We start from the raw sequence: 15,516 nt of genomic DNA, 5'->3' as shown, positions 1-15,516 counted from the left end.
ATGCGTGATGCAGCTGCACCCGCCATACTCGCAATACGTGAACAACAGCAGGTACTGCCTGCATCTTTGGAAGCCCATTCGTGAGAACATTCCAAGGCCGCCGGCATCCTTCATAGGCGTCGTTGGCCTCGGACCGTCCGAGGCGGCCTCGCTGTTGGCGCGAATGAGAGCGCGATCATGATCGGAAGTGTGCGCAATGGGCACCCGGCGCCATCCACTCGGGCGCTGGAGCTCGTCGCGCCAGGTCTCGGGAGGTGTTCAAGGTGGAGTGAGATCGCAGGGCATGGGGTCACCGACTCATCGCCTCGCCCCCTGACGAGCGCTCCGCGCAAGGCTCAGCTCAATGTCGCGGAACAGGGTGTAGTTCCGCCAAATCCATTGGTGCAGCTCCGTGGTCGAATCCTTCTCGTGGCGCAAATACCCCGTAAAGGAAAACGTCAGGCGATCGATATATGTTCTTAAAAATTGGGGCAGTGCGAAGATGCGCAGCACAGGACCGCGGTCCATTGCTTCGGGCAGTTCGCTGCGCAGCACGTACTGGTTATGGACGGTGATCAGCGCAGGTGCGCGGATCTGGTGCCGTAACACCTCATAGCAGCGTGATGAGAGGCGATCGGCGCTCCCGACAAATAAGATGATCGGTGCAACCTGGTTGCGTACCGCCTCCCTCACGAACTCAATCTCGATGCACATCTTGAAGAACTCGTCGAATGCGTGGAAACCGAGATCAATCACCTTTGCGACCCCGTCGTCCAGGATGAGCCGGTCCATCAACTGCATCTTGCCCCAGGTGTCGGTCACATATGCCGTCTCGGTAAGTTTGGGCAGGTAATCGACCAGCGACGGCTCCCTCAAATTGATGTCGAAGGAGAGCACCGATCCGTTCTTGAGCAGCAAGAACTCGCTCAAGAGCCGCGCGATCAGCGTCTTGCCGACCTGCAGGCTGGGAGAGCAGATGATGTAGACCGGTGTAGGTGGCATCTCCAGCGGCATCACACGCGTTCGTATATTCCCCAAGGTGCATACCAAAGGGACTACGTTTCACTGCTGCGGGGTGCTGATGTGGCTCCGGTCAGATCGATCAAATTGATGCGGTCGTACTCGGACCAGACATTGGCCAGCCAGTGCCGGACATAGCCGCGCAGCACAAAGGAGTGGTTCGCGATCTCATCGAGCGGTCCCTTGTTTGCTGCGAAGTTCACAAACGGAACGGAAGCGACCTCGACCTGCTCATAGGCCATTTCGTTGAGTTTCGGGATCGTCAGTTCGGTGGCGCCCTTGATGCAATGAAAATACGAGTCGTAAGTCGACTGATCCCATTGAAAGAACTGAGTATCGTTGATGAAATTCTTGACCAGGAAATATCTTGCGCCGTTCATGAAGTTGGCAGTTTCGGCAATCTCGTCCAGAGAAGCGATCGACGGGCCAAGGATATGGAAGACGGCAAAGGTGATCTGGCCGGACTTCACTGCGTCCAAGAATCCGATGTCGCGCAATGAGCTCAGCGCGACCGATAGCAAGCCTGCGCGGACGTCGATCACGGTCACCGACAGCCCTGCGTTCAAGGTGTCGAAGATCCTCATCTGGTCTGCGGTCGTCGTCATATCGACGATTTCAGTGATGTTGGAATGGAAGCGCTTCAGCGTACCTCGCGGTGACTCCGTGTCAAAGGCGCGGGTCTGCACCTTGTTCACGCTGAAATAGTCCAGAAGCGTCCGACATACGGTCGTCTTGCCGACCCCACCTTTGTCCGCGCCCACCACAATTACAACCGGCTTCGCCATGGAATTCCTTTTTAGACATCCGATACGCCAACCGCGAGGCGCGATCGACAGCCGCTGCTTTCGATGTGAACATGGCAGAAAGAAGAGGTTGTGGAAGTTTTGCAAAGTTTTGCGAGCGATGTCTGACGTGGCGGCGCTCTACGTCAGGTTCGCAGCAATCTAACAGCTTGAAGAATCCCGACCGCGGCCATCGCCGTCGATCTGACGTTGCGTCAGGTTTTAACTCTGGCGCCAAGCACATGCGGCGTCCATCGCTTGTTAGCAGCGGTGCGGATGCAAGATATCGGGCGCAAGCGAGAACGCATCTCGCGAATGCCAGGCGAGCTGGATCAGCGGCAGGACCAGCTCAGCTGTAAGAGAGCATTGTGCGCTGTGCCGCGGTCGAGTCAGGCATCTTCGACTGAAGTTTAGACTTGTTGGAAGCTTCGACAGCTTTGCAATTGAGCTGCATCGCGCAGCGAAGTGTGCAGCATGAGCTGTCGACGCAAGTCATCGCGGGTTGTGCCATGCTCGCACGTCGTGCTAGGGCTCGTCGCGAGGCGAGCCCCGCCGCGGACGGACCGCTAGTGTGTCGGTCATAACTTGGCCGTCAATTGGCGAGATGACGTTTGCGGGCGGGCCAACAGCTGAAAGAAGGAAGAGGGGTGATTCAGGCTGAAATGGATGTGGTCGAGCACATGCTCGCCTCGCTAACCAGATGCGCGCTGCAGGGCCGAGTTGCCCCTAGTAACGAGCAGGTCGCGCGTCACTTCGAACTCGCCTGCGAGAGAGTTGGACTCCTCATTACGCCGGCGTCTGCCATTCGTATTTTCAAGCGCCTCGCGCACGAGGTTCAGAAGGCAGAGTCGATTCTGGAGTTCGTCGGTCCTCCTAGCGGGGAGTTGCACTGAATGGACCAAAAGAGTTGATGTTGACTTTGCGAGCGGATTCATTGTCCGTGCACGCAAAAGCCCTCGGCGCACGTCGGATGTAAACGGCGCCGAGGGTGTTGTTCGCGGGTCGCGCATTCGGGTTGTGGCGCATTCCCGTTTGGCGCGAACGCTCCAGAACGACGGGATGCTGCACGCCTCAATCCCGTCGTCACTCGCTCAGTCTCTGGTGCAACGCGACCGAGGCTCTTGGCAACAACCAAGTGCCACATTCGGTCAACCATGTGACAACGATCGCGCCTTGAAAAGCTCAGTCGAGGAGCAGTGCTGCCGCCCCGGGCAATTGGAATGACGTGTTGGCATCTGGTTTATTCCGGTCGTCGATAGTGAGAGCCTGGCGGCAACTGCCCGCAACTGTGCAGATCGGGGACGGCGTCGAGCGATGAGCACCGGTCCATCGTACAGATCTTGAAGGGGGCGGCCATTCAGCCGCATGCGTCGTCCAGTATCCGGTCAAGGCGATCTGTCCGATGATCCGCAAGTGGACCAGCCAGCGGCCGAGTATGCTCTGACATCGAGGGGGAGCGAATCGCTGGTCGCGACCTGGAGCATTGGTGCCGCACCGGCACGCTCGATCCTTGTTTGCCAGGACTGGATGACGTCGGTCTGACGGTCGGCCGCGTTCAGCAGTTCTCGACCATACGCTTCGCCGTGCATGGGATTACAGGGGCGCCTCTTGCGCGGCTGCCTGGTGCGGCAGACGGGGTGCGTCTGTCGTCCCCAGCGGCAAGTGTGCAGACCTGCATCGCCAAAAATCGCGCTTGTAGTAAAGCGCAGTGTCGCATTCGGACGAATGTCGGAATTGCTTCGGTCCTCTGGCCCGGCGAACGACCGGCGAATGGCTCAACAGACTGCTTTAGAAGTGAATTCATGACTGCCGGGAACTGGTACGGCAATTGCTGTCTTCAGGCCAGCTCGGAAGTGCCGGAGTGCCGCATGCACCGTTTCGTCTCGATGAAGCAAAGTGGCGACAGCGCGCGGGCCCGCATCCCAGCTCCAGGTCAGGCGCGCCGGCGTAATTCCGGCCATTCTGGACGGTGCGAGTTGATCGCAACGGCGTCAGTGGCGGAGGTGAGGGAACATGTGCCGCGACGAGCTGAAAGTCTTGGCCATTGGCCCTTGAGATGGCGTGCGAGCCTTGCGCGCTCTCGTCCTCGGCAACGGCGATCTCGTGCGGCCCATCAAGCGCGTCGTCACCAGCATCGAACAAAGGAAGCGGAAGCGCTTCGCTCCACCGTGGATCCGGGCTGCGGAGACTTAAAGACGTACGTCGAGGCCCCGCCACCGCTATGGCCCCTAAAATGGCACAACCGCACACTTTTAGACGTCAGTCATGCTCAAGTCAGCGAGATGCTCGCCGACAGCGCGATATCGGCCACTTTCGCTCTTCGTAAAAGCCGGCGCTGCGCGCTGCGACGAGCCGAATCGCAACCAGAAGCCGACCTGGGACCGAATTGGACGCCGCACCGTTCTCCTCGTCAGCGCGCCCCCAGCAGCGGCATCACAGTGTGTCGACGCGACAGTTGCGATGTGTCCGCGCGCCTAGGCGATCGATGGCCGTCCGCGGCCTTCTCAAGCCGCCGCTGCTTCGAGGCGCCTATCCTTCCGAGCGCGTTTCGGGAGAGCTTAACCAACTCGGGAACTGCGTGCCGCAACGCTCGAGCGCTCGCATTGCAAAGAGGCGAAGCCAACGGTGAAGGCGATCGAACGACGCTCCGCCCTCAACAAGCTCCGCCCAACGACGCAGTACGACATTTGGGGCGCGCGGCCTCGAGAGGCGCTACATGGATCTTTTCAATTTCATCGAATGCGCCAAGGCAACGCACTCCATCAAGGTCCTGTTCGACCTTCTCGTAAGCTGCGCAAGTGAGAAAGGCTTCACTGAAGTCGCTTATGGAGCCCTCACTTTCGCCGAGGCATGTGGTCTACCCGAATATCTGCCCTCAGCGGTGACGGTGACCTTCCCGCCCGATTGGTGCGGCCGGTACGTTGAACGCAAGTACCGTGTCATAGATCCGGTGGTACGACGGGCACCAACGCTTTCGCGGCCGTTCCTGTGGGATCAACTTGCCAAGAAATGTCAGTTGCAACCCAGCGAGCAGCGCGTACTCGCAGAAGCCAAAGAGGCAGGTCTGAAGCACGGTATGAGCGTGCCGTTGTACGGACCATTGGGCCAAGTCGCTCTGGCATCCTTTGCATCCCCGTTCGACGATGCTGATCCGCAGTGCCAGATGAGTCATCTCAACGTATTAGCCTGGCACTTCCACATTGCCCTTGCCGAGATCTCGCGCCCCCCCGCGAGGGGCTCAACTTGCGAAGTTGCACTGTCAGAGCGGGAAAAAGATTGCTTGCGATGGGTGGGAGAGGGCAAGTCCTCCTGGGAAATAGGCAAGATACTCGAGGTGAGCGAGAATACGGTCAACTTCCATCTCAAGAACGCGATCCGAAAGCTCGGTACTTCAAACCGGACCCACGGAATTGCAAAGGCCATTCGCCAGAACCTCATTTGAATGCCCGGCCCGTCCCTTGCACCGACCGAATCGTTCGGTGAGAGGCGTCCGTCCTGGAACTGCAAACCACAAGCGTGGACATCGCCTCGAGCCGCACGGAGCCGTGGCAGCCGGTTCTCGTGGACGACCGCTTTCGCCGATTCGATAGCGCCAGCAAGGACTGACCAGGCGCCGAGCATTCCAGTAAGCACGGGCTTAGGTTCGCACGGACCGGCGGAACGGTCCTGATCGTGCCTATGCAGACCATGCTGGGCGGCGTCGCAAACTGCTGTCACTTCTGGGGGGACGGCAAGGTCATTCCCGCATTGGTCCAGTTACCGAATATCGGTCCTGACAGATCCTTCGGCAGACCGATCAGCAGGCCAATAGGACCTGCGTAACCGTGGCGATAAGCCATGACCACAGACCGGTCCTCGCTAGAGGTAAACTGGTATCTCCCCGTAAAATGTCGAGTTCGCAATACTGCGATGTTCGTGCTCCGACACAATGGGCAGCTGATTGGCGGAGGACCAGCGGCATCGCGGTCAGAAATAAGTGCAGTCGAGTCGATGAACTCAGATCGCTTGGAGTAGTTGTCGAGTTCCCCTCGCTCGGGAGCGCTGATCGTACCGGCGTCCGCCTTCGAGTTGAGGTCATGCATCCGATCGATCTCCGCATCCCGCTTCTGACGCACCTGCATCGCCGCACAATACGCAGCTTGTGCTTGCCGTTTCTGCTCGGTGAGTTGGGCTAGGCGGAAGTTATCGCCGTTATCCGCGGCTCTCTGAATCTCATCTGCCCGAAAGCCTTGATCGGCATGATAACGTCGATCCGCATCCTGGCGTCGCATCATCTCGTCCAGCAGTTCGGGGGCGAGATCGTTCATCTGCTTGACCTTGCTCTCGCTGACATACGTCTCGTTGCCTTGTGCATCGACATAGATAAGACTGGAATAGACCGGTGCCGCCTCAATCGTCCACACGGGAGGAAACGGTCCGTCAACGAAGCCGAACACAGTGTCATTTAGAGTCCCGCCGCCCACGTAATAGTGAGCCGGCGTCTCGCGATACTCGAGCTCGTGATGTGGTCCCAAGTCGTTCGAGCCACGATGATCGATGACGTCTTCAATGAACAGCACGCCAGGCGTACCCGGATGCGCGTCAATGTATCTCTTGGCTTGTTCATAACGAAGACTGCGACGCTCCGCTGTTTGTGGCGCTGGTCCATATACGTCCGCAAGAAACATAATGGTCGCGTCAATGGACCCCAACTCGGTAGTATCAGCCGGAACTGGGCTTGGAGCCTCTGGCGTTCCAAATGGCTCTTGGGCCGATTGATCATCAGCCTCACCTGCCGCGGCAGGTTGCTCCACCGCGGCAAGCAGGTGGGAATCTTGAGCATTGGCTTGAGCTTGAGCAAGAACGAGCATGCTACAAGCTACAAGTATCTTCCGCATTGGAGAGCCTCCGTTTTGGTGTGGTGCAGCCCAGGTCAACAAGCGCGGCAAACCGCACCAGTTGACCAGCTGGATCGAATATCGAGAGTTCTGAAGAAGTCCGGTTACGCGGGACGAAAATCATAGCGGTGCGCTCGTGCCCCTTGACAGATGCATCACTGCATCGAGCGGCTGAACGGGCCGATCCAGCCGTGATGAGTGGGGATCAATTCACTCGGCCTGTTCGACGATGTTGTCTTGCCAACGGTAGACAACGAAGCCGGGAGCCGAATTGTCTCCCTTGGCGTCGAATCGGACGACCCCGATCACCGTGTCAATTGGCTGCGAACGCAGCGTAGCTGCCACTTTCACAGAATCGAAAGCGCCCGCGCGTTTTGCGGCTTTCGCCCATGCCTGCACAGCAGCATAGGCGTAAAGCGAGTAACCTTCGGCAGATCGGTTGGAGGCCTTCAGTCGTGCCACGACGCTTGCCGCGTCAGCATTCTTGGTGGGATCCGGCATAAAGGTGAACAGTGTACCGTTTCCGGCTTTGCCCGCGATCATCGAAAAATCGTGGGTCATCAGAGGATCATTGGCCATCACGGTCATACCTGCACCTGCATCTGAGGCCTGGCGCACGATCAGCCCGACCTCATTGTAGTAGCCACCGATGTAAGCAAGCTTGATCCCGTCCGCCTTCATCCTCGAAACCAGGGCCGTGTAGTCCTTCTCCCCGGCCACATAACTTTGTCGCTTCACATCCGACATCCCGAGCACCCGAAGATGATTCGAGACGACATCGGCAATGCCTTTGCCAGCGGTGCTCTTGTCGTCGAGTACGGCAATCTTGGTGTTGGGGAAGTGCCGGCGGATATATTCAGCCGCCACGACGCCTTGCTGGTCGTCGCGCCCGCAGATACGAAACACGGATTTTATGCCACGCTCTGTGAGCGCGGGATTGGTCGATCCGGGCGATATCTGAACAAGTTGCGCCTCGTCGTAAACGTTGGACGCCGGTATCGACGAGGAGGAACAAAAGTGGCCAACGACCAACTTGACCTGATCTGATGCAAGCCGATTGGCGACGATGACCGCCTGCTTGGGATCGCATGCGTCGTCGGCGATGCTCAACACGACCTTCGTTCCTGGAAGGAGGCCTGACGCATTCAAATCATCGACGGCGGCAGCAGCGCCGTCTCGCATCTGCGCTCCCAGCGCAGCATTGCTTCCAGTCATCGGTCCTGCCACAGCAATATTGATGTCGGCCGCAGATGCAGCGGACATCAAAGCAAGGAGTGAAATCGCTGCGAGAGAAATGGCGCGATGGATTGACATTATGAGCTTCCCATATGGGCTTGAGTCTGCGACCGGATCTGCCTGGACTTATTTACTTTTGCTGAGGCGTCGCACAACGAGAGCCGTGGGACCGGAGGCCCTTGCTGGGAGCCGTTCTCCGCCCGATGCTCGCGCGCGTGCCGTGGTGAGTGAAAGATTTGCGAACGATGCCGCAAGGATCCTTTCTTCCGCCCAGCACTCGGGCTGCGTCAGAGGAAAGCTGGCTCGGACGACACTCGCGGGCGGCGCAAACGAATCCGCGCTGATCAGACTCTGGTAGCGCCATAACGATCCTTCATTGTTTTGCGAACGCCAAGGACGCGCACGGTGGAAAAACAGGCGTGCGGGGCCAAGGGCAACACACGCTCTTGAGAGCGTCCCCGCGCCAGCAGAGTCAATCTTACAATCTGACGTTACGTCCGATTCAAGTCCGTTTGAGACACGCATCTCGAATGGTCATGAGTGGTTCTCGTGAAGGGAGCGACAGCGGAAGGATGATGGAAAGGCATGAAAGAACCCTGAGCCGGAAACGCAGCATTCAAGGCCTGCGGTCGCTAATCCTTCAAATGAAGGACGCGTCTGAATCGGCGGCCGCGCTACTGCCTGTCCTGCAGTGCGGCCATTGCGAGATCAAGGTATTGCATCAAGCTGTGGTTCCAGCCGGCCAGGTTGCGTGGCGTGCTCAGTCGCGCAAGAACTTTCAGCATGGTTGAGGCCGCCGGGTCAGACCCCGCAATCTCTGTGATGAGCGCGCGCGCCTTGAGTGCCACGGCAGCGGCCCGCTCGCTGCAAGGGTGCTCGCCGCGATCAACACAGTCGCGTAATTCATCCCGGATCTTTCGCCAGCGCTCTTCTCGATCAACACCGACGGCGCACGTGCATGGCGGAGGCTGTGGGCGTGCGTCAGCGCGCGAGGCCGCACTCAGAGCAGCAGGAAGCTCATGCACGCTGACTTGCGTCTCAGAGCCCGTCGTCATGTTGCGCAAACGATCCCGCAACTGAGTCGTGCGTGCGACCTGAAGTTCAATTTGCTCCAGATGTTTGCGCAAGAGGTCAGTAAGTGAAGTCGTGCCCCCCATTGCTGTGCGAATATCGTTCAGCGAGAAGCCAAGCTCGCGCAGCGCACGAATTTGCGACACCCTTTGAATGCTTTCACGTTCGTACATTCGATGACCGCCGTCCGTACGTTCGGACGCACTGAGCAGACCCCTGTGCTCGTAGTGATGCAGCGTGCGTACCGTGACTCCGGTCGCCTCCGCAAGTTCTCCAATGCGCCATCGACGCCGTCGTGGTGTAGCTTTGATCATGATGTTCAATTGGAAGCCTACAACCTGACGTCACGTGAGAATCAAGCTACTTGAATCAGCTGGTTGAACAGTCGTCTCTTCGGGCGCAAGCAGGCTGGCTCTCCTCCGGTCGCCGCTCAACCGAGTGGGCGGATGGAAGGGCGTCGAGCAAGAGCATAAGGGACGCCAAGCCGGATTGGCTTGCTGCTGTGCGCTCCAGAACAAGTTTGGCGATTGTGATCCGGTTGTCAGGCGTTCGCATGCATGCCGGCAGCGACGCGATGACTTTATCAAACATCGCGCTGAGGACCGTGAGATCTTCCGGATCGTAGACACCACTATACTGCAGCAACATTCGGCTCCGTGTTTGTGATCGCGTTAGTGGCCGAGGCGCTTGACTGCGCCGTTAGGCGAAAAGACGACAGATCGGCAACGTTCATCGAGGAAGGAGCGATAAGCGCCCAAGTGACGCGGTTGTGCAACAGCGACCGACTTTGCCTTGCCTGAAAGCGAGGCAGCCGATGCCAAGCGAATCTAGGTAATCGAATGCTCTGCGGAATCCACAGCGGACTGGTGCGCGAAACCGACGGCGAACTGTTCGGGTCAGAGCATCGCGGCGCCTGAACGATCACCGCCAGAGATGAGAGGAGATGCGGCAGGAATAGAGATGTCGCGGCGATCGCAACTGAGAACGGCCGATGAGAGCGGCTTGCTTGCGGTGCGTCATTGAGAGACCAGCAGGCGTTCTTTTGCGCGGGGGGCCAAGGACCGTCGAACTATCATTCCCGTATTCGTGCGGATACGCGAGCCGGACTACCGGCTGAGATCTGCGCGGTGGTGAGTTCAGGGAGGACACCGGCAGGCGCAGGCGCGAGGCGGTTTCTGCATGGTCCGAAACGGGATCAACTTGCACGTCCGTGCATCCCTTGGCGTGTTCGACATGTGCAGCAGCCGCACATTGCGCCTTGCCAATCGCGCCAACTGATTCGCGATTTCGTCATCGATCGACATCGATCAGCACGGCCAGAGACCAATGACATGTTGGCTCCATTACTAGGGACGATCGCAAGCGACACATTGCATGTCGATGAAAGCGACGGGAGTGCGCGGCTACCACCAAAGTGATGCGTCGTCAAATTGTCGCGGCGACAGAGTGAGGTCGACGCAACACACTTGGCGACATCAGCGGCCCGAGTGTGCTGCATCTGCTCAGCCCTTCGCTATGGGCTCGACGTCATGCGCCGGCTCTGACGGCGGGGTCAGAACAGTTGAACGCGAAGATGCAACAAAAGAACATTTGAGTCCTTCTGCCGCCATTCACTAGCAGGTTGCTTTCAGTTCACATCTGAATTGTGCAACGGTGTTCCATTCACTTCGAAGGCGAAAAGGCCTTGCGAGTTGATGCGGTGGCGCGCGCCGATGGCATGCGCGAGGCCTGCTCCAACAATAGGGTCCGCATCCAGATGCTTGCCGGATCGGTATTGTGAAGGGCCGGCCATTGGACCGCCTCGGTGAAAGACGGGATTGCCAGCGGAAGATCGACGATCCGCAGGGGCATCGTCTTTCCGAAATGCCTGGCGAGCAACGAGGGCATCGTGCCTATCCGACCAGTGCCCAAGAGCATGGGCGGATCATGCTGAAGCTCTGCACGACAACCTCGAGGCGTCGCTTGAGACCGTGCTCAATCAGGAACGAGTCCTCGATCGGAGGCCTCCGCGTGCGCCCGAATTGGCTGCTACGTGTCCCATCGACATGTATTTCTCGAACGTCAGCTTGCGTGAGAGCTGCTTGTTGGTCCGGCACCCCACGCATACGAGTTTCTCCTCGAACAGCGCCGCTCTTGGATGGGAGCGCGACACGTACATTTCCGGCAAGACAAGGAAGTCGATCTCACCGCGCTGAAGAAGCTCATCGGGGTCGTCGGCGAGGGGCAGAAAGTCCAACGCGACGCCCGGAGCCTCTCGTGCGAGCCTCTCCACGATCGCCTGAAGAAACACGATCATGACGAAGTCTGAAACGCCGATCCTGAACCGGCGATCCGATAAAGCTGGGTTGAACGCATCCCGCGAAATAATGGAGAGCTGGATGTGCAGCAGGGCTTCGCGAATTGGGCCAGCGAGTGCTTCCGCGCGTGGGGTCGGCACGAGTTCTTTGCCCCTCATCGCAAATAGTTCGTCGCGAAAGTAGAATCGCAAACGGCCAACCGCCGCGCTCATGGCCGGCTGGCTCAGATTGATTCTGCGCGCAGCCGCGGTGAGGTTGCGCTCCGTCATCAGAGCGTGAGCGCCACGAGAAGTTTCAGATCAAGCCTTTGAAACGCATGGCGGGAAGTATCCAATCCGTGGATGTCTACCATAGAAACAATCGATTTTACCGATTGATGCAGTGCGAGATATCAAAAACGCGGATCGGAGTCAGGCGTACCACAATGATTATTGATCGTTGCTCCAGCCCCGTGAGGGATCTTCTAGCGTCCTCTAAGCATCCACCGCGGCGCATGTCCATCGCGACCCCGCCATTGCTCGGTTCGCGTACGGATGGCAAGCGTGCTGGCGACGCGTCCAAGCGGATCGCGGCTCGAAGGCGATCTGCCCAAAGCGCTGCTGGAACATCTGCGCCATCTCATGCGGACGGCCGGCCCGCCGCTCCTCAATGTTCTCTCCATCGTGAACGCGGCTCCTCCGAGCGGAGGGCACTGGGCAAGGCGCGCCGACGTGTCACGTTGGCTCATGACTGCGCCGGGTGAGAATGAAAAACTCGCGTGCATAAAATGCCAGATCAGATCTCGAACGTCACCACGGGGACCACAATGAACATTGCTATATCCAACGATACAGGAGTGTTCTCTACGCACTCCAAAGTGCGGTGGAGGGTGTGCTGGGAAAACGAGTTGGAGCTTGCCGAACACATCGAACTGTCCGAGTTCTTTCGCAAGACATACGGGCCGACCGGTGAATTCAACGCAAAGCCGTTCGAAGGGGGACGAAGCTGGGCCGGCGCGAGGCCTGAGCTTCGTGTCATCGGCTATGATGCACATGGCATAGCAGCTCACATCAGCGCACTGCGCCGCTTCATCAAAGTCGGAGAGGTCGACCTGCTCGTGGCCGAGCTGGGATTGTATGGCGTACGTCCGGATCTGGAGGGGCTGGGGATCACGCACTCAATGCGAGTGATGTATCCGCTGCTGCAGCAGCTCGGTGTTCCGTTTGGTTTTGGCGCTGTACGGCCGGCATTACAGAAGCATGTGACCAAGCTGGTCGGCCGTCAGGGTCTCGCAACGATTTTGCCCGGAGTGAGCGTGCGCTCAACTCGGCCGGATATTTATCTGGACCTGCCGCCGACCCGTACCGACCACGATTTGGTGGTTCTGGTCTTCCCAATCGGACGTCCGATAAGCGAATGGCCGGCCGGGACCATGATTGATCGGAACGGGCCAGAGCTGTGACCTCTCTCGGCGGCTTGTCGGAAGCGCGAGGCGAGCACGTATGCGCCACCGGAGATCGTAACGTTTACCTGACCTTTGACGACGGTCCTGATCCACGCTGGACGGCTTCCATCCTTGACGTTCTCGCGGAGTACGGGGTGCCGGCGACGTTCTTCGTGATCGGGGCGTGCGCGGCAGCTTACCCGAAGCTGATCCAACGAATGATCGCAGAAGGGCATGAAGTCGGAAACCACACGATGACCCATCCCGATCTCTCCAGATGCGAACCAGCTGAGGTGGAACATGAGATTCAGGCGGCGAGCGATGTCATCAGGGCAGTTTGTCCCGAGGCACCGCTGCGGCACATACGTGCTCCGTATGGCATCTGGACTGACCAAGTACGCGCGACATCAACCAAAGCCGGACTGATCCCCTTGCACTGGTCAGTAGACCCGAGAGACTGGTCTCGTCCCGGTGTTCCGGCGATCGTTGACGCAGTGCTGACGTCGGTCCGGCCTGGTGCTGTTGTGCTCTTGCACGACGGATGTCCTCCCGGCGAGCGCGAGCAAGCCGTCGATTGCGGTCGCGATCAGACCGTCGAGGCGCTTTCCCGGCTGATTCCGGCATTGGGCGAGCAAGGGTTCGCCATCTGCTCACTTCCTCAATCCCATTGAAAAAAGAGACGTCCCCCCATGAATGTGCTTGCCACAACAAGCGTTGTCGTCGTGTCGTCCTACGCCCTGCTGTCCACGATCTACAGGAGCATGCAGACGCTCAACGCGCTCCGAACACAGGTGCCGTCCCCGACTGACTACGCTTCAGAGACCGGCCCGCTGCCGAGCGTCGATGTGATCGTGCCCTGCTTTAACGAGGACCCGCGCACGCTGTCGGCGTGCCTGGAGTCGATCGCAAGCCAAGACTACGAAGGGCAGGTGCGGGTATATGTGGTCGATGATGGCTCGGATAATCGTAGATACCTGTGGCCCGTGCAGGACGCCTATGCAGATGATCCACGGTTCAACTTCATGTGGCTGGGAAAGAATGTTGGCAAGCGCAAAGCGCAAATTGCAGCGCTGCACCGCTCGTCCGGCGATTTGGTTCTCAACGTCGATTCCGATACGACAATCGCTATCGACGTGGTGACCAAGCTTGTACGAAAGATGCAAGATCCAGCCGTTGGCGCTGTTATGGGGCAGCTCACAGCCAGCAATCGAAGCGGCTCTTGGTTGACCAGGCTGATCGATATGGAATACTGGCTAGCCTGTAATGAAGAGCGTTTGGCGGAAGCTCGCTTCGGAGCCGTCTTGTGTTGCTGTGGCCCGTGCGCCATGTATCGGCGAACGGCGCTCGATTTGGTCCTCCACGAGTACGAGACGCAGTATTTTCGAGGAAAGCCAAGTGACTTCGGCGAGGACCGCCATCTCACGATCCTGATGCTCGCGGCCGGATTTCGAACTGAGTACGTTCCTGACGCGATCGCCGCAACCGTCGTTCCGGATAGGCTGGTGCCATATCTGCGTCAGCAATTGCGGTGGGCACGTAGTACGTTCCGGGATACGGCGCTTGCGCTCCCCTTGTTGCCAAGGCTCGACTTCTACATCACGCTGGACATTGTCGGGCAGAACCTGCTTCCGCTTCTGCTCGGCCTTTCAATACTGACCGCGCTTGCGCAAATCGCAGTTACGAGCGAGTTACCGTGGCTGACAATACTGGTCATCGCGTGCATGACCATGGTTCGCTGTAGCCTGGCAGCATTTCGTGCCCGACAGCTTCGCTTTCTCGCTTTCGCTCTGCACAAGCCGATCAGCATGTTCTTGTTACTTCCTGTGAAGGCATATGCGCTGTGTACATTGAGCAATAGCGACTGGTTGTCGCGCAAGGCCGCCAATATGCCAGACTCAAGTGAAGGCCAGGCCAGCACGCTGAGGCAGAGCGCCAGGTTAGATGCCGCAGGCCATTCGGGTATTGCACCGTCGATGGGCGAAACGGCTACACGTGCACATGCTTTTGACGTTGACGGTACCTGACAGGTCTGGAGGCGAGGCGGGACTGTGCGCGTCAAGGAGGTGAGAAGCTCGTGAGCCTAGATAAGAACTATCAGTTGCTAGAGCGAGAATTGGTCGCAGATGACCCGTGGCGTCTGGACGCGAATCCGTTCGAGCGGGAGCGATACACGCAAATGCTTCGGATGTCGCTCTCCCGCCAAAGCATCACAAGCGCGTTGGAAGTCGGGTGCGCGGCGGGCGCATTCACCGAGATGCTCGCGCCTCACTGCAAACGGCTCACGGTCGTCGACGTCGTGCCGCAGGCCATTAGCCGCGCACGTCGCCGAACGGAGAGATGGTCACATATCGGCTGGAAAGTCGCCGACCTCCAACACTTCTCGCCACCAGAGCGGTTCGACCTTATTGTGGTAGCAGAAGTCCTCTATTACCTCAGCGACACGCTGGAGATGCGCGCAGCCGTCGACAACTTGGTCGGAATGCTCGCGCCAGACGGACTTGTGGTGTTCGGATCGGCGCGCGACCACATCTGCCGACGCTGGGGTCACGTGGCCGGTGCAGAGACGGTCATCGCCATGTTGAATGAAGCGCTGGTCGAGGTCGAGCGTGTCCAATGCAAAGGTGAGTCGGATAACGAAGATTGCTTGATCGCCAGCTTTCGGAGACCGGCTGCATAAGCAATCCGGTTTGCAGGCTGACATATCCATGTCAGAGTTGTCGTATCGCAGACGGATGGCATAGCGATTGTTGAAGGCGAGATCAGCGGGCTGGCCGCGCCGAGAAATTGGTATCAGAAGGAATAGATAAAATGCTCGGCGGCGTCGAAGCAGC

10 protein-coding genes and 1 pseudogene are annotated in these 15,516 nt (G+C 58.6%); 5 read left to right on the top strand and 6 right to left on the bottom strand.

What is annotated here, in order from left to right; all coding sequences use genetic code 11:
• Window positions 1-297 precede the first annotated feature (297 nt).
• On the bottom strand, window positions 298-981 hold the full coding sequence (locus JJE66_RS36220; protein ID WP_200520652.1) for a hypothetical protein: 684 nt from the start codon (window positions 979-981) through the stop codon (window positions 298-300).
• Window positions 982-1,034: 53 nt separating this feature from the next.
• Window positions 1,035-1,784, bottom strand: coding sequence for a hypothetical protein (locus JJE66_RS36215; protein ID WP_200520578.1), 750 nt, complete (start codon window positions 1,782-1,784; stop codon window positions 1,035-1,037).
• Between the two features lie 2,713 nt (window positions 1,785-4,497).
• On the opposite strand from JJE66_RS36215, the gene JJE66_RS36210 reads away from it, so the two are divergent.
• Window positions 4,498-5,223 (top strand): LuxR family transcriptional regulator, encoded by a 726-nt coding sequence (locus JJE66_RS36210; RefSeq protein ID WP_200520577.1) that lies wholly within the window; start codon window positions 4,498-4,500, stop codon window positions 5,221-5,223.
• 271 nt (window positions 5,224-5,494) lie between these two features.
• Here JJE66_RS36210 and JJE66_RS36205 read toward each other — a convergent pair whose 3' ends face one another.
• The 4 genes and pseudogenes from JJE66_RS36205 to JJE66_RS36190 form a co-directional block, all read right to left on the bottom strand.
• The gene (locus JJE66_RS36205; RefSeq protein WP_200520576.1) at window positions 5,495-6,658 is read right to left on the bottom strand and encodes a hypothetical protein; all 1,164 of its coding nucleotides are present in this window, start codon (window positions 6,656-6,658) and stop codon (window positions 5,495-5,497) included.
• Between the two features lie 210 nt (window positions 6,659-6,868).
• Complete coding sequence (locus JJE66_RS36200) at window positions 6,869-7,972, bottom strand: branched-chain amino acid ABC transporter substrate-binding protein (RefSeq protein ID WP_200520575.1); 1,104 nt, start codon at window positions 7,970-7,972, stop codon at window positions 6,869-6,871.
• Window positions 7,973-8,568: 596 nt separating this feature from the next.
• A complete protein-coding gene (locus tag JJE66_RS36195) occupies window positions 8,569-9,279 on the bottom strand; it encodes a MerR family transcriptional regulator (RefSeq protein ID WP_200520651.1) in 711 nt (236 codons plus the stop codon).
• Window positions 9,280-10,627: 1,348 nt separating this feature from the next.
• Window positions 10,628-11,614 (bottom strand): annotated as a pseudogene (locus JJE66_RS36190) (LysR family transcriptional regulator).
• 453 nt (window positions 11,615-12,067) lie between these two features.
• On the opposite strand from JJE66_RS36190, the gene JJE66_RS36185 reads away from it, so the two are divergent.
• The 4 genes from JJE66_RS36185 to nodS are packed head-to-tail and all read left to right on the top strand — an operon-like array spanning window position 12,068 to window position 15,362.
• Window positions 12,068-12,703: a NodA family N-acyltransferase gene (locus tag JJE66_RS36185; RefSeq protein ID WP_200298479.1), complete on the top strand. Its 636-nt coding sequence runs from the start codon at window positions 12,068-12,070 to the stop codon at window positions 12,701-12,703.
• Entirely contained in the window at window positions 12,700-13,356 is a 657-nt protein-coding gene (gene nodB / locus JJE66_RS36180; RefSeq protein ID WP_200520574.1) for a chitooligosaccharide deacetylase NodB, read from the top strand. Before JJE66_RS36185 ends, nodB begins: the two co-directional genes overlap by 4 nt.
• Window positions 13,357-13,374: 18 nt before the next feature.
• Window positions 13,375-14,709 (top strand): chitooligosaccharide synthase NodC, encoded by a 1,335-nt coding sequence (gene nodC / locus JJE66_RS36175; RefSeq protein ID WP_200520573.1) that lies wholly within the window; start codon window positions 13,375-13,377, stop codon window positions 14,707-14,709.
• Window positions 14,710-14,759: 50 nt separating this feature from the next.
• Window positions 14,760-15,362 carry a nodulation methyltransferase NodS gene (gene nodS / locus JJE66_RS36170; protein WP_200520572.1) on the top strand — a complete coding sequence of 201 codons (603 nt, stop codon included), beginning with the start codon at window positions 14,760-14,762 and terminating at the stop codon, window positions 15,360-15,362.
• The last annotated feature ends 154 nt before the right edge of the window (window positions 15,363-15,516 follow it).

The sequence above is a fragment of the Bradyrhizobium diazoefficiens genome (genome assembly GCF_016612535.1).
GTDB classification, from domain to species: Bacteria; Pseudomonadota; Alphaproteobacteria; order Rhizobiales; family Xanthobacteraceae; genus Bradyrhizobium; species Bradyrhizobium diazoefficiens_C.
The sequence above is the reverse complement of the archived record's forward strand: the minus strand, read 5'-3'. Positions and strand labels throughout refer to the sequence as shown.

Coding starts and splice junctions, on each gene's coding strand:
- JJE66_RS36185 (WP_200298479.1), top strand. CDS start 12,068: ATGAACATTGCTATATCCAACGATACAGGAGTGTTCTCTACGCACTCC.
- JJE66_RS36195 (WP_200520651.1), bottom strand. CDS start 9,279: ATGATCAAAGCTACACCACGACGGCGTCGATGGCGCATTGGAGAACTT.
- JJE66_RS36210 (WP_200520577.1), top strand. CDS start 4,498: ATGGATCTTTTCAATTTCATCGAATGCGCCAAGGCAACGCACTCCATC.
- nodC (WP_200520573.1), top strand. CDS start 13,375: ATGAATGTGCTTGCCACAACAAGCGTTGTCGTCGTGTCGTCCTACGCC.
- JJE66_RS36200 (WP_200520575.1), bottom strand. CDS start 7,972: ATGTCAATCCATCGCGCCATTTCTCTCGCAGCGATTTCACTCCTTGCT.
- JJE66_RS36220 (WP_200520652.1), bottom strand. CDS start 981: ATGCCACCTACACCGGTCTACATCATCTGCTCTCCCAGCCTGCAGGTC.
- JJE66_RS36215 (WP_200520578.1), bottom strand. CDS start 1,784: ATGGCGAAGCCGGTTGTAATTGTGGTGGGCGCGGACAAAGGTGGGGTC.
- JJE66_RS36205 (WP_200520576.1), bottom strand. CDS start 6,658: ATGCGGAAGATACTTGTAGCTTGTAGCATGCTCGTTCTTGCTCAAGCT.